Here is a 20,469-nt window from a genome sequence, read left to right as displayed (position 1 = left end):
CAAAAGTGTAGGTGAATCAATAAACAACGACGTTAGCGAGGGCTGCAAGAGTTCGCCCCGCTGCGGAACTTTTTTCCGCCGACGCGCTCCAGCCAAGGGCTTGGGGCTGTATATTTTTTAAACAACCCTAAGAAAAGTTGCTCGAAAAAGAATCACCGCCTACAATTTTTTTGCTTCTTGCGCTACGTCAGTTTACTTACTACAAGTAATGGGTAGTATGTACGCCGGCTAACTCCTCAGTCTGGGGAGACAGTCACTAATAGAAAGTCCTTGAAGGGGAAACCGATGAACAACGTTCTGAAATTCTCTGCTCTGGCCCTGGCCGCAGTTCTGGCTACCGGTTGCAGCAGCGCATCGAAAGAAACCGAAGCACGTTTGACTGCTACCGAAGACGCAGCAGCTCGCTCCCAGGCTCGTGCAGACGAAGCTTACCGTAAAGCTGATGAAGCTCTGGCTGCTGCTCAAAAAGCACAACAGACTGCTGACGAAGCTAACGAGCGTGCTCTGCGCATGCTGGAAAAAGCTAGCCGCAAGTAATAGTCCCTCGGGATTGTTATCGAGCCGACCCATTTTTGGGTCGGCTTTTTTATTGCTTGAGTTTTAGCAGGCAATAAAAAACCCGCCGACATCGCGAAACGTCGGCGGGTTGTTTTCGAGCTTTTTACTGCTGCAAGTCGATCGGCGCGCTCGTAACCATCGGTGCCGAGGTGTTCGGAATAGCGATTTCCACCGGCAGGCCATCTTCGGCCGCTACCACGTCCCGCACCACGTCCCAGTTCATGCGCAAGTTGCTGGTGATGTCTTCACGCTTGAGCATCGCGTTGATCACTGCGGTGTGCTTGTCCACCACCGACGGGTTGCCCTTGTCGTCCAACGGTGTGTGAGCTTCCAGGTACACCTTGCCACCGCTCAAGCCCAGCTTGTAGGGGTCGTTGATGATCCGCACCGATGTACCCACCGGCACCATGCCCGCCATTTCCAGGACGTTGTTGTTGAACATCCGGAAGCAGCCGTGGCTGGTCCGCATGCCGATGCCGAACTTCTTGTTCGAACCATGGATCAGGTAGCCCGGGGTGCCCAGGGTGAACTTGAACGGGCCCAGCGGGTTATCGGGACCGGCCGGCACGACATTCGGCAGCGGGTCGCCGTCGGCGGCGTGTTCGGCCTTGATCGATGCCGGCGGGGTCCAGGTCGGGTTCGGTGTCTTGGCGATGATGCTGGTGTGGGCGATCGGCGATCCCCAGCCCTCACGCCCAATCCCCAGCGGGAAGGTGTAGACCACGTTCCGCCCCTTGGGGAAATAGTAGAGACGGTACTCGGCCAGGTTGATCACGATGCCTTCGCGCGGGCCCGGTGGCAGGATGAAGCGAGTCGGCAGCACGATCTCGGTGCCAGCACCCGGCAACCAGGGATCGACGCCCGGGTTGGCGGCGACCATCTCGCTGTAGCCCAGGTCATAGGTGGTGCCCAAGTCGGCGAAGGTGTCTTCGTATTTGGCCTTGATGACCTGCACCTGGCCAATGATGTCTTCACCCGGCGGTGGCAGAGGCAGCTCCAGGGCGGCAACGGGGCCCGCCATACACAGGGCGGCAAGAGACAGGCAGCGGGCGACGGCAGGCAAGCGCGGCAACATCCGGGAAATCCTTCGCAGATCGAACAGGGTATGAAAACGGCGATTGTACACTGCCACCTGTTATTTCGGGGAGAGCGGTACAAAGGCGTCCGATGTGCAACATGCCTGGAAGTTGAAATGCCCCCTGTGGGAGCGAGCTTGCTCGCGATAGCGGTGGGCCTGCTCATCCTGTATCGGAGGTGCCGGCCCTATCGCGAGCAAGCTCGCTCCCACACTGGAACGGGGATTACAGCTCGAACCGCAGCTCCGGCCAGATCGGCGAAGTGCCGCGCTTCTGGGATTCCAGGATCGCCCGGCACAGCGAGCACAGGCGATGATCCTGGAAAATCTTGCGATCGACGCTCGACCAGCGCGGCTGGGCCGGCAGCAGGCTGCCGCAGAGGGTCCGGTCGGCCGAGCCACCCAGCTCCAACTGCCGGGTCACCAAGTGCACCCGTACTTCCTGGCAGGCGAACAGATCCAGCTGCTCGTCAGGCTCGATCAGTTGGTAGGCAAACAGGGACCAGGCGGGACGCGGCATCGAGGGCTCCAAATCGGGGGCGCCACATTAGCCGAAAGCCCGCCCGTAGAAAAGCGTCAAAGCAGCGGTTTCAGCGTCGGCCAGACATTTTCCAGCAACTGGCCCTGGGCCGCGACGGACGGGTGCAATCCGTCGCCTTGCATCATGGTCGGGATGCCACCGACGTCCTTGAGGAAAAACGGCACCAACGGGACTTTCTTCTCCTCGGCCACGGTGCTGTAGACCCGGGCAAAGGCCTCGGTGTAGCGCCGCCCGTAATTGGGCGGCAGTTGCATGCCCAGCAAAAGCACCTTGGCTCCGCTGGCGCGGGCGCTGTCGATCATCGCTGCAAGGTTTTGTTGCAATTGTGTTGGCGGCTGTCCGCGCAAGCCATCGTTGCCACCCAGTTCCAGGATCACCAGGTCCGGCTTATGGGCTGCAAGCAGCGCCGGCAGCCGCGCCTGGCCTCCGGCGCTGGTGTCGCCACTGATGGACGCATTGACCACTTTATCGTCAAAACCCTCGGCCTTGAGCCGTTGTTCGAGCAACGACACCCACCCTTGCCGGGTATCCAGGCCGAAAGCCGCGCTGATACTATCGCCAACGATCAGGACTGTACCCGCCGCTGCGTTCTGGGCCATGCACATCAAGGCCAGGCCGGCACTCAAAAACCACACACGCATCGGATTCTCCATGGGCTCAAGCATTCTCACCGCGACGGACCTTAGCAAAGTGGTCTCCAGCGCGGAAGGTGAACTGACCATCCTGCACGAACTCAGCCTGGAACTGAACAAGGGCGACAGCCTGGCCATCGTTGGCGCGTCCGGTTCCGGCAAATCCACCCTCCTGGGTCTGCTGGCCGGCCTCGACCTGCCCAGCAGCGGCGAGGTGACGCTCGCCGGCCAGGCCCTCAGCGCACTGGATGAAGACCAGCGCGCGCGGATCCGCGCCGAGCATGTCGGTTTCGTCTTCCAGTCGTTCCAGTTGCTCGACAGCCTCAACGCACTGGAAAACGTCATGCTGCCGCTGGAACTGGACGGGCGCAAGGATGCCCGCGAACGCGCCACGCAACTGTTGCAGCGCGTTGGCCTGGGCCAGCGCCTGACCCACTCGCCGCGCCAGCTCTCCGGTGGCGAACAGCAACGGGTGGCGATTGCCCGCGCCTTTGCCGCCGAGCCCGACGTGCTGTTTGCCGACGAACCCACCGGCAACCTCGACAGCCACACCGGCGAGCGCATCAGCGACTTGCTGTTCGAATTGAACAAGGAACGCGGCACGACCCTGGTGCTGGTGACCCATGATGAACGCCTGGCCCATCGCTGCCGGCGCCTGATCCGACTTGAAGCCGGCGAGATGGTCGCCCCTCTGGAGCCTTGATGGCACGCTTGCCGCTGTTGCGCCTGTTCAGTCTCGCTGTCCGTCAATTGCTTCGCGATGCCCGCGCCGGTGAGTTGCGGGTGTTGTTCTTCGCCCTGCTGGTGGCGGTGGCGGCAAGTACCGCCATCGGTTACTTCGGCGCGCGCCTCAACGGCGCGATGATGATGCGCGCCACCGAGTTCCTCGGTGCCGACCTGCTGCTCGAAGGCAGCTCCCCTGCCCGCCCGGAGCAGATCCGCAGCGGCACCGAACTGGGCCTGGAACACGCCCGGGTCGTGGAGTTCTCCAGTGTCGTGGCCACCGACAATGGCATCCAACTGTCCAGCGTCAAGGCGGCCGATGACAGCTACCCCCTGCGAGGCGAGCTGAAAAGCACCCCAACCCCGTTCGCCCCGGAAGAAATCGGCGGACGTCCGAACCCTGGCGAGGCCTGGGTCGAAGCACGACTGCTGACGGCACTGGACCTGAAGATCGGCGACAGCATCGACGTCGGCAACCAGACCTTGCGCCTGAGCCGCGTACTGACTTACGAGCCCGACCGCGCCGGCAACTTCTACAGCCTCACCCCGCGGGTGCTGATCAACCTCAAGGACCTGGAGGCCACCGGCGTGGTCCAACCGGGCAGCCGTGTCAGCTATCGCGACCTGTGGCGTGGCCCGGCGCCGGCGCTGCAAACCTACCGCGACCTGGTCAAGCCGGGCCTTGAAGCCAACCAACGCCTGCAGGATGCCCGCGACGGCAACCGGCAGATCGGTGGGGCCCTGGGCAAGGCCGAACGCTACCTGAACATGGCCAGCCTGGTGGCGGTGTTGCTGTCCGGTGTCGCCGTCGCGCTCTCGGCCAACCGCTTTGCCACCCGACGTTTCGATGCCAGTGCGCTGCTACGCTGCCTGGGCCTGTCACGCCGGGAAACCATGGCGCTGTTCAGCCTGCAATTGATGGTGCTGGGCCTGCTCGCCAGCATCAGTGGCGCCCTGCTCGGCTGGATCGCCCAACTGGGCCTGTTCGCCCTGCTGCATGACCTGCTGCCCACCACCGTTCCGCCGGGTGGCCTGCTGCCGGCGATCGCCGGGATCGGCACCGGGCTGGTGGCGCTGGCAGGGTTCGCCCTGCCGCCACTGGCTGCGCTGGGCCGGGTACCACCGTTGCGCGTGCTGCGCCGGGACATGCTGCCGATCCCCTCCAGCTCCTGGGTGATCTACGGTGCCGCGTTGGGTGCCCTGGGCCTGATCATGTGGCGCCTGAGCCTGGATCTGGTCCTGACCTTCGCCCTGCTCGGTGGTGGCGTCGTTGCCGCACTGGTGCTCGGCAGCTTGTTGTTGCTGCTGCTCCAGAGCCTGCGTCGCCTGCTGGCCCGCGCCGCCTTGCCCTGGCGGCTGGGCCTCGGCCAATTGCTGCGCCATCCCTTGGCGGCGGCGGGCCAGGCCCTGGCGTTCGGCCTGATCCTGCTGTCCATGGCGCTGATCGCGCTGTTACGCGGTGAATTACTGGACACCTGGCAAAACCAGTTGCCAAAAAACGCCCCGAACTATTTCGCCCTGAATATCCTGCCCAACGACAAGCAGGCCTTCACCGACAAGCTGCTGGCATTGTCGGCGCAATCGGCCCCGCTCTACCCCGTGGTACCCGGGCGTCTCATCAGCATCAATGGCGAGCCGGCCACAGAGTTCGTCACCAAGGAATCGGCCGGTGACCGGGCGCTGCAACGTGACCTGAGCCTGACCTGGGCCGAAGACCTGCCGGCGGGCAACATCGTCACCGCAGGGGCCTGGTGGCCGCAGCAGCCACCGGACGATATCCCCGGGGTTTCGGTGGAAGGCAAAGTGGCCGAGAACCTCAAGATCAAACTGGGCGACCGCCTGGTGTTCAGCGTGGGGGGTGTCAACCGTGAAGCGAAGGTCACCAGCCTGCGGGAGATCAACTGGGACAATTTCCAGCCCAACTTCTTCATGATCTTCCAGCCCGGCACATTGAAGGATCTGCCGGCGACCTATCTCACCAGTTTCTACCTGGCGCCGGGCCACGACCAACAGATCGTCGACCTGTCCCGGGCCTTTCCGGCGGTGACGATCCTGCAAGTCGAAGCCCTGCTCGAGCAACTGCGCAGCATTCTGGCCCAGGTGACCCTGGCGGTGGAGTACGTGTTGCTGTTTGTGCTGGCGGCGGGGATGGCGGTGCTGTTTTCCGGCCTGCAGGCGACGCTCGACGAGCGGATTCACCAAGGCGCGCTGTTGCGCGCACTGGGCGCCGAACGGCCTCTGCTGGTCAAGGCCCGGCGCATCGAGTTCGGCCTGCTGGGCGCGGTCAGCGGTCTGCTTGCGGCCCTGGGTTCGGAACTGGTGAGCCTGGTGCTTTACCGGTACGCCTTCGACCTGCCCTGGCATCCGCATCCATGGCTGTTGGCATTGCCGCTGCTGGGGGCCTTGTTGATCGGTGCGGCCGGGGTGTTTGGCACCCGTCGAGCGCTCAACGCCAGCCCGCTGACAGTATTGCGCGAGGGTTGATAGACTCCCGGCTTCGCTATTACAAGAAGTTGCCATGAGCCGTTATCGCCCACCTCGCACCGCCGGCACCGCGCTGATCACCCCCGAGGGTGAAGCGCGGATGCGCGCCGAATTCCATGAGCTGTGGCATGTGCGCCGTCCCCAGGTGACCCAGGCGGTCAGCGAGGCGGCGGCCCAGGGTGACCGTTCGGAAAATGCCGAATACACCTACGGCAAGAAAATGCTGCGGGAAATCGACAGTCGCGTGCGCTTCCTCACCAAGCGCCTTGAAGCGCTCAAAGTGGTCAGTGAAAAACCCAGCGATCCGAACAAGGTGTACTTTGGTGCCTGGGTGACGGTCGAAGATGAGGATGGCAAGGAATCACGCTATCGCATCGTCGGCCCGGACGAGCTGGACCTGAAGCAGAACCTAATCAGTATCGACTCACCGTTGGCCCGGGCCCTGATCGGCAAGGCCCTGGATGCCGAGGTCAGCGTCCAGACGCCTACCGGCGAGAAACGGGTCTACATCGTGGACATCGCGTATCCGTAATCCTCGCCTCAGCGGCGCGTGATCAAGCCCTGCCGGGCGACACGGGTCAGTTGCCGGATCATTTCAGGAGCGTCCGCCGCGCTGGGGGACTGGATGACGGCCAGGTCGAAACTGTCATTGGCGAACCGCGCCAGCGACTCACCGTCTTCGACAAACTGGATCAGGAAAGCGGCGGGCCCGTGGTTGCGACGCGGCCAACCGTCGAGATAGCGCAAGAGCGTTGGCTGGTGAGTGCCGCCCAGGAGAATTTTCGGGTTGCGTTGCACAAGGTTCGCCGTGATCGGCGCAAGACGTACAAGGGGGCTGGGTGCGTTCATCGTGTCGTGTCTCTGCCTCAAAAGTCTGCATGGCAGGTGAGAGGCAACACCGAACCAGCGCTTTAGCGGTATTTCGAAGCCTTGTCTTCCGGCTTCTATCGGCAACTGGACGAGTCACCTGGCGCCCCGCAAGTAGCTGTTTAAATCGGCGCATGAGCGGCATCCTAGAGAAGCTGACTGGCCAGTGTCAAGAATCACTCCGCATAAAAAGGCCCGTAGAAGACGGTAATGCTGTTTTCTGATTATCTGTTCCGAGAGGCGTGGGTTGGTGTGTATATCCGTTTCTGCGGTAACGGCCACTTACGGTTCCGCTCTTACAGCGGGTCACTTTTGGAAGAGCGCCAAAAGTAACCAAAAGCGCTTTGCCCCACCACTCGGTGCCTCGCCTAGGCTCGGCATGCCCTCACTCCGGCATTGCTCCGTGGGCCCGCCGCGAAGGGCCATCCATGGCCCAGCGCGGCTACCTCGGCATCCATGCCGAGGTGCCCACTGCGCAATGCCTGCGTTCGGCCAGCGTGGTTTAACGGGGCGTTCAGATCAAGATCAAAAGCAAAGCAAAGCAAAGCAAAGCAAAGCCAGAGCGGTGCATGTCCAGTATCTATGTGGTTGCACCACCGCTATCGCGAGCAAGCTCGCTCCCACAGGGGGTTGTGGGCGTTCACAACATTTGCACACGATATAAAAACCTGTGGGAGCGAGCTTGCTCGCGATGAGGCCGGCACATCCAACATCACCGCAAACTGACACACCGCCTTCGCGAGCAAGCCCGCTCCCACAGGAAAAACACGGTCCCACCAAGAACCAGGTCGGCTATAAGGCCGCCTCGCGGTGGACGTTGATCTCGGCGCCCCGTTAACCACGCTGGCCGAACGCAGGCATTGTGGAGTGGGCATCCCGGCATGGATGCCGGGATAGCCGCGCTGGGCCATGGATGGCCCTTCGCGGCGGGCCCACGGAGCAATGCCGGAGTGAGGGCACACCGAGCCTAAGCGAGGTGCCAAGTGGTGGGGCAGAAGCGTTTTGGTTACTTTTGCGCTTCTCAAAAGTGACCCGCTGTAAGAGCGGAACCATAAGCCGCCGTTACGCAAAAAACGGATATACACACCAAAACAACAAAACCAAAAAAAACGGCGCTTTCCCATTTCTGGAAGAAGCGCCGTTTTTCCGAAGTGAACAGCATCACGTACAAGACGGGTTCAAATCGTGCACTCAACCCGCAATGGCACGATCGACCGACAGCTTGCCCGCCCCTTCGATCAGTACGGCAATACTGCCCGCCAGCAACGCCAGGGCAAACTCATAACCGTTGTTGGCCATGAACAAGCCGTTACCGATGTGCACGGAGAAAATCGCCACCAGCGACAGGAAGGCCAGGCCCAGTGCTGCAGGACGCGCGAGCAAGCCGATGATCAGCGCCAACCCGGCGAAAAACTCAGTACCGCCCGCCAGTGTCGCCATCACGTAACCTGGGGTCAGGCCGATGCTTTCCATCCACTGCGCCGTGCCTGCCAAGCCGTAGCCACCGAACAGGCCGAAGAGTTTCTGCGAGCCGTGGGCGGCAAATATGACACCAACGACAATGCGCAGGACCGTCAGGCCGTAGCCAGCGCGAGTAAACAAGACTTTATTGATCAACGAGCTCATGCGGGTTCATCCCTAGGTGTGTGGTTGTTGGCCGCTATATTAATCAAAAAAACTTGTACTAAAAGCGCAAAAAATGCGAGATAGAAATCGAATTAATCGATTATTTACGCTGGGCAACCTTTTGATCTCCAGGCTCCAGCGACTCGCGTTCACGGTCAAACGCCAAGTAGTACTTATTCACACTATTAACGTAGCTGACGGCGCCCATTCCCACCTGTTCCATGGCAATGCGCTCAACCTGAAAGAACCATTGGTTGGGGTTCAGCCCCCGCCGCCGGGCCTCGGCTCGCATGCCTTGGACGCGTTCGGGGCCCATGTTGTAGGCGGCCAGGACGAAGGCCATGCGCTCGCGCTCGTTGAGCTTGGGGCTGGCAAAGAACTTGCGGCGGATGAGGGCCAGGTACTTGGCGCCGGCCTGCACATTGGCATCCAGGTTCTGGATATTACCGACCCCGACCCGCTGGGCCGCCGACGGGGTGATCTGCATCAGGCCGGTGGGGCCTGCACCGCTGCGGGCGTTGGGTTGCAGGGCTGACTCCTTGAAGGCCAGGGCCGCCAGGTTGAGCCAGTCCATGCCTTGGGCATCGGCATGTTTTTGCAGCACCGGGCGCAGTTTTTCCAGGCGTTGTCGATTGGCCCGGGCCAACGGATAGTGGACCTGGTACAAACGCCGGTAGATACGCAGGAATGCAGCGTCCTGGTTGGAGGGCACCTTATAGGTCACCAGGAATCGATCGATGCTCGCCCGCAGCATGGCGGCGTCACGGCGAACGAACCAATACTCGTCACCCGGCTCGCCGATCAGCACCTGGCGGTCGAAGCGCAGCTTGGGCAGGATCTTGCCCCAGCGCTCCGCGATGGGCTGCTCGACGATGGTCAAATGAAAAATCCCGCCCTGGACCATTTCCAGGACATCCTCCACAGCCAGGGAGGGATCGACCCATTCGATCTTCACCGGCGGCAGCTTAAGCAGCGCCAGCTTCTGGTTGATCTGGCCCACGGCGTCGCCCGCTGCGCTGCCGTTGGGCAGGGCCAGGGTCTTGCCGGAAAGTTGTTCCACGCGGGTGTAGCGCTTCTCGCCCTTGATACCCACCAGCAGCAATGGCACGTCGGTACGGATCGGATTGCTGGCGCTGACCGCCTGGCCGGCCTGGGGCTCGAGCAATTCACCCGGTGCCACAAGGTCGCCCTCCCCGCGCTGCAGGGCGCCGAGCAATTGGTCCTTGGCCTTGGGAATGATCTTGAGGGTGATTTCCTGGCCATCCCGGGCGTGGCCGTTGAGGTATTGCTCGAAAGCACGCAGTCGATGGTACTCGACGCCAATGGGTTGCCCCTGGACTTCACCGGAGCTGTTGCGGCTCTGGTTGACCAACACCTTCAACACCCGGCTGCTGCGGATTTGCGCCAGGTCGCGCACCGTGCCCGGCGCTACCGCCTGCACCGGTCCGGGCAGCCGCGCTTCGGCCGGCATTGGCAACAACAGCGAACAACACAACAGTAGCAATACCTGGGGACGTGTCATCCACTCTCCGGAAGGAATACTGCGGACCGCCTCCCTTGAAAACGAGGCTGAGTCGACAGAAACAGAGCGCCTGGGGCGCTGAAAAAGTGCGGAAGACTGGCACAGTGATGGCTTTTATACCAACCCGATGTGTCTCGCGGCCTTAACAGACAGCCTCAACTCGTTGTAGTTCTTGGCTTTTCTTATAAATCTACAGCTCTGATATGCTTTCCAACCTTTGGGCCGAGGTAGCACCATGCAACTCATCGATATCGGCGTCAACCTGACCAACCCCAGTTTCGCCGACAAACATCAAGCGGTGCTCGAGCGCGCCTATGAATCCGGGGTCTGCCAACTGGTCTTGACCGGCACCAGTATCGAGGGCAGCGAACAGGCTCTGGAACTGTGCCAACACCTCGACGACACGGGTGAGCGGCTGTTTTCCACCGCCGGCATTCACCCCCACAGCGCCAGCGAGTGGACCGCCGACAGCGCCCGGCACCTCAAGGAGCTGCTGATGCACAGCCGAGTCCGCGCGGTGGGTGAATGCGGACTGGATTTCAACCGGGACTTCTCCCCCCGACCGCAGCAGGAAAAGGTCCTGGAGGAGCACCTTGCCTTGGCAGTCCAATTGCAACTGCCGGTGTTCCTGCATGAACGCGACGCCGACCAGCGCTTGCTGGACATCCTCCGGGATTTTCGCGATCAGTTGCCGGCGGCCGTGGTGCACTGCTTCACGGGTGAAAAAAAGGCACTGTTCAGCTACCTCGATCTGGACCTGCACATTGGCATCACCGGCTGGATCTGCGACGAACGCAGGGGCACGCACCTGCACCCGTTGGTGCGCGAGATACCTCGTGGTCGGCTGATGCTCGAAAGCGACGCACCGTACCTGCTGCCCCGCACGCTGAGGCCCAAACCCAAGAATGGCCGCAATGAACCAGCCTACCTGACGGAGGTCCTGCGCGAAGTGGCGTTGCACCGGGGCGAAACCCAGGAAGACCTGGCAGCCCACAGCACCGCGTGCGCCCGGGCGTTTTTTGGTTTACCCGCCATTTCCGAATAAACACACATCTCCTGTGGGAGCGGGCTTGCTCGCGAATGCGGTGGATCAGCAAATACAATAGTGACTGACTCAACGCATTCGCGAGCAAGCCCGCTCCCACAAGGGGATCTGATTGTCTGTGGGCCCATATCAAAATCCTGGGTTCGATGTTGTCTGTTGACCCACATCAAAATCCCGTCACCTGAGTAGCGGCAGAATAATGGCACCTTGCCAATGCTGTTTCCGCTATCAGAGAAGACCTTCCATGGGTGCCTGGCTTAGCAATATCTCGTTGAAATACAAATTCTGGGCGGTCAATGCGGTCGCCTTTGTCACCACGTTGCTGCTGGTGCTCTACGCGGTGCACCTCGAACAGCAGGCGCGCAACCACGCAGCCCAGGCGAATGCCCAGGCCCAGGCACACGTGCTTGCTGCCTGGCCGGCCAGCCAACCCCTGCCCAAGGCCGATGACCTCCTGGTATTCCAGCGCGACCAAGTCCCAGTGTTCAACAAACAACCGTTGCCCTCACTGGCCCAGGCCAACGGCTGGGTCAAACTCGACAGCGCACTGCTGTTTGGCGACGACCCGCTGCTGGGCGCCCAAGTGATCCGTCGTGGTGACGGCCAACAAATCGCCGTGCTGGCCCAAGGTGTGAGCCTGAGCCAAGTGTTCGGTGAACGCTTCAGCCAATACGCCGCAGCCGTGTTCGTGTTGATGCTGGCGATGCTGGGCGCCTCGCAGCTGTTGATCCGTTTTCTGCTCAGCCAGCTCAACACACTCAAAGACGTGATGCTGCACGTGGAAAAAACCGGTGACCTGTCCGCCCGCGTGCCCCTGGCCTGCAAGGACGAAGTGGGCCAGATGGCGGCGGCGTTCAACGCCATGCAGGCCGGTTATCAACGGGTGGTCGACACCGTTGCCAGCACCGCCCGGCAGTTGGACAGCGGTGCGGCGCGCCTGGCGTCGAGCATGAACGATGTTCGTCACGGCATGCTCGGCCAGCAAAGCGAAACCGATCAGGCGGCCACGGCGATCAACGAAATGTCCGCCACGGTTTATCACATCGCCCAGCATGCCGGCGCCACCCGCGACCTGTCGAAAACCGCCGACACCCTGGCCGGCAACGGTCAGGAAGTGGTCGGTCGGGTGCAGCAGTCGATCACCGGGCTGTCTTCGGGTGTGCAGCAGACCGCCGAAATGATCCAGCGCCTGGCCGAAGACAGCCAGAAGATCAACGGGGTGGTCAGCGTGATCCACAGCATCGCCGAACAAACCAATCTGCTGGCCCTGAACGCGGCGATCGAAGCAGCACGGGCTGGAGAAATGGGCCGGGGTTTTGCCGTGGTGGCCGACGAGGTGCGCAACCTGGCCAAGCGGGTACAGACCTCCACCGATGAAATCACCACCATGGTCTCGGCCCTGCAGGCCGGGACTCGAGACGCGGTGGACTTCATGCAGGAGAGCTCGCTCAAGGCAGACGATTGCGTGCAACAGGCCCGCGAGGCCGGCGATGCGTTGGCACAGATCACCGCAGCGGTTGCGCAAATGCGCGAGAGCAACACCCAGATCGCTGTCGCGGCCGAACAGCAGAGCCACGTCGCCGAGGAAATGAACCGAGCAGTGGTGAGCATTCGCGACGTGACCGAGAACACCGTGCGCCAGACCGTCGACTCAGCCACCACCAGCCACGAATTGGCGACGTTGGCGGGCGAGTTGAGCAAGGCGATTGGGCAGTTGAAACTGTAGAACGCTGGCTTGCCCTAGTCCCACTGTGGTGAGGAGATTCTCTCTGTGGGAGCAAGGCTTGCCCGCGATGGGGGCACCTCGGTTCACCAAAGACCGCATCGCGCCCATCGCGGGCAAGCCTTGCTCCCACAGATAAGTCCCTCGCCACAACAGCAAAACTGTATGGCCGCCTATCGCTTCGATAGCCAACCGCCATTCGCCGCCCCGCCCGACCGGACCTATCCTTGGATTATTAAGTTTCATTCAAGGAACAGCATCATGGGCAAACGTCACCCCAATCTTCCGGCCTGGCAATGGCGCGCCTACCCCAACAATCATCGGCACCCCACCAACCTGGTGTTGCACCTGATTGCCGTGCCGCTGTTCATCATCGCGTTTCTGCTGATTGTGTCGGGGGTGTTCAGCTTGAGCCTGGGTGATATCGCCATCGGCATCATCGGCCTGGTCGCGGCGCTCGGCTTGCAACGTCACGGACACAGCCTGGAGGCCCAGGCCTCCGAGCCGTTCAGCGATCGCAAGGATGCCGTGTCACGCCTGCTGGTGGAACAGTTCCTGACTTTTCCGCGGTTCTTTCTCAGCGGTGGCTGGTGGCGCGCCTGGCGGGAGCGCCACCGTCACCACCGCAAGCCTTGACCGAAGCAAGTCTTAACCGGAGCAGCCTTACCCAAAGATCGTGACCGTCTGCCGACTCAGGGCGATCAAGCGGCCATCTGCGCTCCAGAACTTCGCGGCGACATGGCCGTAGCCGTCCTGGGCATGTTCGATCTCGGCCAGGTACTTGCACCAGTCCAGTGTCGTGAGTTCCAGCAGCGGCTGGACGAACTCGATGGTCCACGTGAGCGTGCTGCCCGGGGCCATTTGCGAAAGGTGCGGCAACAAGGCCGGCGGCCAGGCGTCCACCAAGGCCAGGATATGACTTTCGTTCAGCGGCTCCTCCTGCACATCGCCGCGCAAGCGCACCCAGCCGCCCATGCTCCGGGATTTATTGCCGCTGAACGGCAAGCCGCCAACACTCCAGCGCATCGCCAGGTGCCGCATGAATTCCGGGGTCATGCCCTTGACGTAAGGCAGTTCCTGGCATTGCTCCACGCTTTTGAATTCTGGCGCGGGGTCGGCCTGCACCGCCACTACGGACGAGCGCGATGCGCCGAAACTGCCTTGCACCACGGTCACCACCTGGCCGTTCTGCACCGCGCGCCCCAGCACCTGGCTCACTGCCTTGCCTTCACGCAACACGTCGACTTCGAAACTGACAGGCACATCGGGTTCGACCGGGCCGACAAAGGTGATCGCCAGCGAGCGCACCGGGCGATCCGCCTGCACTTGGGCACGCATCGCCTCATATTGCAGTGCCGCCACCAACCCACCAAAACTGGCCCGCCCCTGGCCCCACTCAGGCGCAATGCTCACCGCACCTGGCTGCCGGCGCACGGCATCGATCAAATCGGAAAAGCGCATGACGACCTCGAAAACAGGGAAAAAGATGAACGGATCTTAACCAGCCCGGGCTGGCGGCACAGGGCTCATTCCGGCCAAAGAGACTGACAGAAAAGCCGCAGTCTTTGAATTAACCCCACAGAGGGGGATGTGCTGGGTTCAGGATTATTTGAAGCAACTGACAAGCAGCTTGTCGAGCACCTTGTCGGACCTGGCCTCAGCCTTGTCCATCGTGGCGTGCCAGGTGGGCACACAAGCGTGCAGATCGGTTTCTTCCTTGGCCCTGGCCAGCCATTGCCAGCAATCGTGCCAATCGCCCAGCGCGGCCTGGGCGGACTTGAGCCGGGGCATGGCTGCTTCGGGCAGGCGGTCGAGTTCTGGGTAGGCTTCGATGGCGTAGCGCACGCGCTTGATCAGCAAGCGCAATCGATGGCGGTCATGGGCTGGATCGCGCAGGGCTTCGCCGAGTTTCTTCCACTGTTTGTCCAGGCGCTTTTCGATGCGTTTGCGCAAGCCCTTGAGCAGGCCCTCACGCTGGGCGGCGCGAATGAAGCGCGGGAAGGCATCGATGATCATCAGCAACTGCGCCAGTTCAACACTCGCGGCCACGGCGGGATAAGCCTCGGCCATTTGCACCTGGCGTCGCCGCGCCGCCTCGGCCTGGCCATGCTGCTCCAGGTAAGCGGCCAACACTTCCCGGTCGCGCAAGGGCGTGGTCAGGGTACCGACCGCCGAAGCAGCCGTCTCCAGCTGTTCGACGCCGGGCAACCCACGCAATGGGCGAAGCAGGCTGCGCAAACGGCGAACCGTGGTGCGCAGGTCATGCAGCGCTTCGCTGTCGGTATGGACATTCAGGCGGGCCTGACAGGCCAGCAGGCGGACTTCCAGGCCCAGTATTCGGGCCACCAGCCGATCAATCATGGACGTACTCCGTACACAGCGTTGAGCGTCAAGCCGCAAGCTACAAGTGGAAAACGATTTGGCATCCTTCCCTTGTAGCTTGCAGTTGATTGCTTGTCGCTGCCTTTATCGTCCGGCGCGGGACTCGCGGATGTAGAAACGCGCCTTCTCGGCTTTCTTGGTGCAGCCTTCGAATGCTTCGAATTGCTGCTGGGTCTTGGCACCCGTCAGCAGGGACAGGGCCTTGGAGTAGCTGACGGTGCCGGCAAAACCTTCGGCCTTGGCCAGGTCCAGCTCACGCCAGGCGCTGTCGAGTTGGCTGCCGCAGCTGTCACGGTAAGCGGTTTTGCCTGCGCAACCGGCCAGGGCCAGAACCATCAGGGATGCCACCAGGGGCAGGCAGATCCGGGCTTTCATCGATTACACCTCAAGTCAGGAAAACAGTCGTGCTGGTAAGACGGTCGCGCCGGCAAAAAGTGCCAAGACCCGACCGTGTAAATTCAGTGTGGATGAGAATACGCAAATGCCACGCCGGCGTGTCAAAAAACGACGCCTGCACCACAACGATTGAGCCGAGCCGTCGATGGGTGCATTGTTGAAGTCTGTTCGACAAGAGGCCGGGTCATGACAAAACGTGTCGCATTGGTATTGGGTTCCGGTGGCGCCCGAGGCTATGCCCATATCGGGGTGATCGAAGAAATCGAACGACGTGGCTACGACATTGCCTGCATCGCCGGTTGTTCCATGGGCGCTGTCGTCGGCGGAATCTATGCCGCGGGCAAGCTCAAGGATTACCGCGACTGGATCGAAAGCCTCGACTACCTGGATGTCCTGCGGCTGGTGGACGTCAGCTTTCGCCTGGGGGCGATTCGCGGTGAGAAAGTTTTCGGGCAGATCCACAAGATCGTCGGCGACATCAATATCGAGGACCTGCGCATTCCCTACACCGCCGTGGCCACCGACCTGACCAACCAGCAGGAAATCTGGTTCCAGGAAGGTTGCCTGCATCAGGCAATGCGCGCCTCGGCGGCGATTCCCAGCCTGTTCACGCCCGTGATGCAAGGCAACCGCATGTTGGTGGATGGTGGCCTGCTCAATCCGTTGCCGATCGTGCCGGTGGTGTCGAGCCACTGCGACCTGATCATCGCGGTCAACCTCAACGCCACCAACCAGAGACAGTACCGATTACCGGTGATCCCGCGCCCCGCCGCGTTCCGGCGGCGCTTCGACACCCTGGTCAGCTCCCTGGGGTCGCGCCTGCCGTTTCGCCGCAAGCAGGCCGAGCAGTTGTTGCTGCTGGAGCAGGAAGCCCTGAAGGCCGAAGCGGCGGACATCAACCCGTGGATCGACTCGGCCGAGCCCGAAGGCCAACAACCGGCCGCCGCGCCAGAGAACGAAGGCGCACCGAAATCCGCCACTGGCTCGTTCATCATCGACAACGTCGGCCCGGCGTCGTTGCTGGACTTGATCAACCAGAGCTTCGAAGTGATGCAGACCTCGCTGGCCCAGTACAAAATCGCCGGTTACCCACCGGATGTGCTGATCAACGTGCCGAAACGGGTGTGCCGGTTCTTCGAGTTCTACAAGGCGCCGGAGTTGATCGCGTTGGGGCGGGAGATTGCCAGCGACACCCTGGATCGGTATGAGAGTGAACAGAACTGAAAGATCTCAAGTGGCTGTTAGGGCCTCTTCGCGAGCAAGCTCGCTCCCACATTGATCTGCGGTGAACCCTGTGGGAGCAAGGCTTGCCCGCGATGGCGGCAGCCCTGACAACACAAGACTAAAGCCCACCCTCTCCCAACAACCGATACCCCACCCCCGCCTCCGTCACAATGAACCGCGGCCGGGTCGGGTCGTCGGCCAGTTTCTGGCGCAGGTGACCGACCACGATCCGCAGGTAATGACTGTCTTCGGTGTGGGTCGGGCCCCAGATATCCTTGAGCAGTTGCTGCTGGGTGATGACCCGCCCCGGGTGCCGCGCCAGTTGCGCCAGTACGGCGTACTCCTTGCGAGTCAGGGCCACTTCGGTGCCGTCCAGCAGCACCCGTCGATAGGCCAGGTCCACCGTCAGCGGGCCAAACTTCAGCGCGGCTTCCTGTGGCTCGCCCGTCGGGGCCTGGCGCAACAAGGCGCGGATGCGGGCAAGGAACTCCTGGATGCCAAACGGCTTGGTCACGTAATCGTTGGCACCGTTGTCCAGCGCCTCGACCTTCTGCGCTTCGCTGGCCCGCACCGAGAGCACCAGCACCGGCACCGTCGACCATTGGCGAAACTCGCGCAACACTTGTTGACCGTCCATGTCCGGCAGGCCCAGGTCGAGCACCAGCAGATCGGGTTTGTTCAGCGCCGCTTGGGCAAGGCCTTCAGCGCCGGTGCCGGCTTCCAGCACCTTGTAGCCTTGGGAACTCAGGCTGATGCGCAGGAATTTGCGGATTTGTGGTTCGTCATCGATGACCAAAAGGGTCGCGGTCTGGCTCATGGGGTTCGTTCGTTGCAATCAGGTGAAAAGGCAAGCAGGTAGGACGAGAGTAACTCAGCGCCGCTCAAGCTTCATCGTCCATGCCCGGCTGTGCCTGCAAGGGTAGGTGCAACGTGATGCAGGTGCCGCGCCCGTCGAGGCCATCGGCCACGCTGATGCGCCCGCCATGGGCACCGACCATGCCCTGGCAGATCGCCAATCCCAACCCCGTGCCCTGCCCGCCCCGATCACCGCGCGCGGCGGTATAGAACATATCGAAGATTTTCGCCCGCTCCTCTTCAGGGATCCCTGGCCCCTCGTCGGCCACGGCAAAAAACACTTCGCTGTCGGTCGCCCCGGCGCTCAGCAACAGCCGCCCCTGGGCCGGCGAAAATCGCGCAGCGTTCTCCAGCACGTTCACCAGGGCCTGTTCGATCAACGCCGCATGGACATACAGCAAGGGCAATTCAGCGGGCACCTCGACACTGAGCGCCAGCGGTGTCAACACCGCCCGCAGGCGGTTCAGCGCGCTACCGACGATATCGGCTGGAGACACCCAGTCTCGCGCCAGCTTCAGAGCGCCGTGGCCAAGACGGGTCATGTCCAGCAGGTTCTGGATGTAGCGATCCAGCCGCTCGGCCTCATCGCGGGTGCCTTCGAGCAGCTCGCGACGATCGGCCAGCGGGATCGCCTCCCCCAGCGCCAACAGGCTGTCGATGCTGCCGCGCATGGCGGTCAGCGGTGTGCGCAGATCGTGGGACACTGAAGCCAGCAAGGCGCTGCGCAGTTGCTCGGTTTCACCGTGCAGGCGCGCCGCTTCCAGATCCTGAGCCAGTTGCGCCCGGGCCAACGCCTGGGCCAATGGTTGACTGAGGGCCGCCAGCAAACGCCGACGCTGGCCACTCAACGGCTTGCCTTCTTTCGGGCATACGCCCAGCAAGGCCAGCGGCCCGCCCTCCGCCGACAATGGCCACCACCACCAACGCCCGGAAGGCAATGTCCCAGTGCCGGCGCCGGCCGGCTGATCATGCTGCCAGGACCAGTCGGCCGCCGCGCGCTCGGCCTCGGTGAACGTCAACGGCTCACCGCTCTCGATTTTCCAACCGCCCTGGTTGTCGCGGTTGAGCAGGCACAGTTGCAAGTCGTGCCAACCGTTGAGGTGCTGCGCGGCAGCGCTGATCACCGCCTGGCGGTCGGTGGCGGCCGTGAGTTTGCGGGACAGGTCGAGCAACTCGCCGGTTTCCTGCTGGGTATCGCGCAGGGCCTGCAACTGGCGACGCTGACGAGCGGCAAGGTTGCCAGTCAGGGCGGCCATGAGCAGGAAAAACACCAGCGTCAACACGTCTTCTTCGCGCTGGATGGTGAAGGAAAAATTCGGCGGGATGAACAGGAAGTCATAGGCCAGGAACGACATCGCCGCGCAGGCCAGCGCCGGGCCGAGGCTGCTGCGTACCGCCACCAGCAGCACCGCCATCAGGAACACCAGGGAGATATTGGGCAGCGCCAGCCACCCTGAAATACCCCAGGCCAACGCGCTGGCGGCCACGGTCGCGGTCAGCGCCAACACATAGTCGAACCCGGTCTGGACGGCGTTCGAACGCACGCGGGCGGGGCGGGGCTGTTCATCGCTGTCCAGCACGTTGATTTCCAGGCCCCGGGCATCGCGCAGCAAGCGTGAAGCCAACCCCCCGCCGAACATCCGCCGCCGCAAACGCGGCCGGGACTGCCCCACCAGCAGCAGCGTGGCGCGACGCTCGCTGGCATGCTGGATCAGCGTCCTGGCCACTTCGCCGGCCCGCAGCAGCACCACTTCACCCCCGAGGCGTTCGGCCAGTTGCTGGGCATTCTGCAGGCGCTGGCGCGAGGGTTCGTCACGGGCGCTGCCATTGTCCACATGCACCAGGCTCCACGGCAGATGCCGACGCTGTGCAACGCGGCTGGCATGACGCACCAAACGTTCAGCCTGCACGTCACCGTCCACCCCCACCAGCAAGCGTCCGCGTACCGCGGGTGCGGCCTGGCCCAGTTGTCGATAACCCTGGGTCAGGTCATTGTCGACCTGAGCGGCGGCGGTCTGCATGGCCAGCTCACGCAATGCGGTGAGGTTGGTCTGGGTGAAAAACGCATCGATCGCCGCCCGGGCCTGTTCCGGCACGTAGACCTTGCCATCGCGCAAGCGCTCCAGCAGCTCACGCGGTGGCAGGTCGATCAGCAGCAGTTCATCGGCCTCCTGCAAGACCCAATCCGGCAACGTCTCGCGCACCTGCACACCGGTAATGCCGCGCACTTGGTCGTTGAGGCTTTCCAGATGCTGGACATTGACGGTGGTGTAGACATCGATGCCAGCCGTGAGCAGTTCCTGAATGTCCTGCCAACGCTTGGCATGGCGACTGCCGGGCGCGTTGCTGTGGGCCAGTTCGTCCACCAGGACCAGGGTCGGGCGGGCGGCGAGCAGGCCGTCGAGGTCCATTTCCTCAAGCATCACACCGCGATATTCCGAGCGCACCAACGGCTGCTGCGCCAGGCCGCCGAGCAGAGCTTCGGTTTCGCTTCGACCGTGAGTCTCCACCACTCCGGCGATGACCTTCACGCCTTGACGCAGTTGGCTGTGGGCCGCTTGCAGCATGGCGTAGGTCTTGCCCACACCTGGGGCCGCGCCAAGAAAGACCTTGAGTCGACCACGGTCGTTGCGGGGCAGATTGGCTAACAGTGCGTCGGCGCGGCCGGAGTCGCTCATGGCGTGGAAATCTCTTTCAAATATTGATCAAACACCCTGTGGGGAGTCGGACCTGTGGGAGCAAAGCTTATGGGAACTGGACCTGTGGGAGCAAAGCTTGCTCGCGATCAAGGCGACACAGTTAAACGGATGGACCGC

The 20,469-nt window shown here is 62.3% G+C and carries 19 protein-coding genes; 8 read left to right on the top strand and 11 right to left on the bottom strand.

Translation table 11 applies throughout. The features are described 5' to 3' along the window. Positions 1 to 285 precede the first annotated feature (285 nt). Positions 286 to 537: an outer membrane lipoprotei OprI gene (gene oprI / locus HU749_RS09630; RefSeq protein ID WP_003183784.1), complete on the top strand. Its 252-nt coding sequence runs from the start codon at positions 286 to 288 to the stop codon at positions 535 to 537. Positions 538 to 661: 124 nt separating this feature from the next. On the opposite strand, the gene HU749_RS09625 is transcribed toward oprI, so the two are convergent. The 3 genes from HU749_RS09625 to HU749_RS09615 form a co-directional block, all read right to left on the bottom strand. Continuing rightward, positions 662 to 1,633, bottom strand: coding sequence for a L,D-transpeptidase family protein (locus HU749_RS09625; protein WP_014337267.1), 972 nt, complete (start codon positions 1,631 to 1,633; stop codon positions 662 to 664). 226 nt (positions 1,634 to 1,859) lie between these two features. Next, on the bottom strand, positions 1,860 to 2,153 hold the full coding sequence (locus HU749_RS09620) for a hypothetical protein (RefSeq protein ID WP_003199347.1): 294 nt from the start codon (positions 2,151 to 2,153) through the stop codon (positions 1,860 to 1,862). 56 nt (positions 2,154 to 2,209) lie between these two features. Further along, the gene (locus HU749_RS09615) at positions 2,210 to 2,815 is read right to left on the bottom strand and encodes an arylesterase (RefSeq protein WP_014337266.1); all 606 of its coding nucleotides are present in this window, start codon (positions 2,813 to 2,815) and stop codon (positions 2,210 to 2,212) included. A gap of 10 nt (positions 2,816 to 2,825) precedes the next feature. On the opposite strand from HU749_RS09615, the gene HU749_RS09610 reads away from it, so the two are divergent. The 3 genes from HU749_RS09610 to greB are packed head-to-tail and all read left to right on the top strand — an operon-like array spanning position 2,826 to position 6,545. Then, positions 2,826 to 3,509: an ABC transporter ATP-binding protein gene (locus HU749_RS09610; protein ID WP_003199342.1), complete on the top strand. Its 684-nt coding sequence runs from the start codon at positions 2,826 to 2,828 to the stop codon at positions 3,507 to 3,509. After that, positions 3,509 to 6,013 (top strand): ABC transporter permease, encoded by a 2,505-nt coding sequence (locus tag HU749_RS09605; protein WP_186652263.1) that lies wholly within the window; start codon positions 3,509 to 3,511, stop codon positions 6,011 to 6,013. The genes HU749_RS09610 and HU749_RS09605 overlap by 1 nt, the downstream gene beginning before the upstream one ends. Positions 6,014 to 6,047: 34 nt before the next feature. Continuing rightward, positions 6,048 to 6,545, top strand: coding sequence for a transcription elongation factor GreB (gene greB, locus HU749_RS09600; protein WP_003199337.1), 498 nt, complete (start codon positions 6,048 to 6,050; stop codon positions 6,543 to 6,545). An 8-nt stretch (positions 6,546 to 6,553) separates the two neighbouring features. Here the strand turns inward: greB and HU749_RS09595 are convergent, their stop codons facing one another. From HU749_RS09595 to HU749_RS09585, 3 genes are all read right to left on the bottom strand, one after another. Further along, positions 6,554 to 6,862, bottom strand: coding sequence for a hypothetical protein (locus tag HU749_RS09595; RefSeq protein ID WP_024618163.1), 309 nt, complete (start codon positions 6,860 to 6,862; stop codon positions 6,554 to 6,556). 1,209 nt (positions 6,863 to 8,071) lie between these two features. Next, positions 8,072 to 8,506: a DoxX family protein gene (locus HU749_RS09590; protein ID WP_053186701.1), complete on the bottom strand. Its 435-nt coding sequence runs from the start codon at positions 8,504 to 8,506 to the stop codon at positions 8,072 to 8,074. Positions 8,507 to 8,606: 100 nt separating this feature from the next. Further along, positions 8,607 to 10,028, bottom strand: coding sequence for an MltF family protein (locus tag HU749_RS09585; protein WP_079304294.1), 1,422 nt, complete (start codon positions 10,026 to 10,028; stop codon positions 8,607 to 8,609). Positions 10,029 to 10,263: 235 nt separating this feature from the next. On the opposite strand from HU749_RS09585, the gene HU749_RS09580 reads away from it, so the two are divergent. The 3 genes from HU749_RS09580 (at position 10,264) to HU749_RS09570 (ending at position 13,432) form a co-directional block, all read left to right on the top strand. Further along, positions 10,264 to 11,073, top strand: coding sequence for a TatD family hydrolase (locus HU749_RS09580; RefSeq protein ID WP_018603038.1), 810 nt, complete (start codon positions 10,264 to 10,266; stop codon positions 11,071 to 11,073). A 244-nt stretch (positions 11,074 to 11,317) separates the two neighbouring features. Next, positions 11,318 to 12,799: a methyl-accepting chemotaxis protein gene (locus tag HU749_RS09575; RefSeq protein ID WP_046063750.1), complete on the top strand. Its 1,482-nt coding sequence runs from the start codon at positions 11,318 to 11,320 to the stop codon at positions 12,797 to 12,799. A gap of 258 nt (positions 12,800 to 13,057) precedes the next feature. Next, positions 13,058 to 13,432: an Mpo1-like protein gene (locus tag HU749_RS09570; RefSeq protein ID WP_046063749.1), complete on the top strand. Its 375-nt coding sequence runs from the start codon at positions 13,058 to 13,060 to the stop codon at positions 13,430 to 13,432. Between the two features lie 27 nt (positions 13,433 to 13,459). Here the strand turns inward: HU749_RS09570 and HU749_RS09565 are convergent, their stop codons facing one another. The 3 genes from HU749_RS09565 to HU749_RS09555 form a co-directional block, all read right to left on the bottom strand. Next, positions 13,460 to 14,257 (bottom strand): acyl-CoA thioesterase, encoded by a 798-nt coding sequence (locus HU749_RS09565; RefSeq protein ID WP_186649734.1) that lies wholly within the window; start codon positions 14,255 to 14,257, stop codon positions 13,460 to 13,462. A gap of 144 nt (positions 14,258 to 14,401) precedes the next feature. After that, positions 14,402 to 15,157: a CHAD domain-containing protein gene (locus HU749_RS09560; RefSeq protein ID WP_186649732.1), complete on the bottom strand. Its 756-nt coding sequence runs from the start codon at positions 15,155 to 15,157 to the stop codon at positions 14,402 to 14,404. Positions 15,158 to 15,262: 105 nt separating this feature from the next. Beyond that, positions 15,263 to 15,553: a hypothetical protein gene (locus HU749_RS09555; protein WP_039588883.1), complete on the bottom strand. Its 291-nt coding sequence runs from the start codon at positions 15,551 to 15,553 to the stop codon at positions 15,263 to 15,265. Between the two features lie 207 nt (positions 15,554 to 15,760). On the opposite strand from HU749_RS09555, the gene HU749_RS09550 reads away from it, so the two are divergent. After that, positions 15,761 to 16,798, top strand: a complete 1,038-nt coding sequence (locus HU749_RS09550; RefSeq protein ID WP_014337255.1) for a patatin-like phospholipase family protein — start codon at positions 15,761 to 15,763, stop codon at positions 16,796 to 16,798. 118 nt (positions 16,799 to 16,916) lie between these two features. On the opposite strand, the gene HU749_RS09545 is transcribed toward HU749_RS09550, so the two are convergent. Together HU749_RS09545 and HU749_RS09540 are read right to left on the bottom strand one after the other, a co-directional pair. Next, entirely contained in the window at positions 16,917 to 17,615 is a 699-nt protein-coding gene (locus HU749_RS09545) for a response regulator (RefSeq protein WP_186649731.1), read from the bottom strand. A 64-nt stretch (positions 17,616 to 17,679) separates the two neighbouring features. Further along, the gene (locus HU749_RS09540; RefSeq protein WP_186649730.1) at positions 17,680 to 20,331 is read right to left on the bottom strand and encodes a DUF4118 domain-containing protein; all 2,652 of its coding nucleotides are present in this window, start codon (positions 20,329 to 20,331) and stop codon (positions 17,680 to 17,682) included. Positions 20,332 to 20,469 lie beyond the last annotated feature (138 nt).

The sequence above is a fragment of the Pseudomonas ogarae genome (assembly GCF_014268695.2).
Lineage (GTDB): Bacteria > Pseudomonadota > Gammaproteobacteria > Pseudomonadales > Pseudomonadaceae > Aquipseudomonas > Aquipseudomonas kilonensis.
This window is presented reverse-complemented; position numbering and strand designations above follow the sequence as displayed.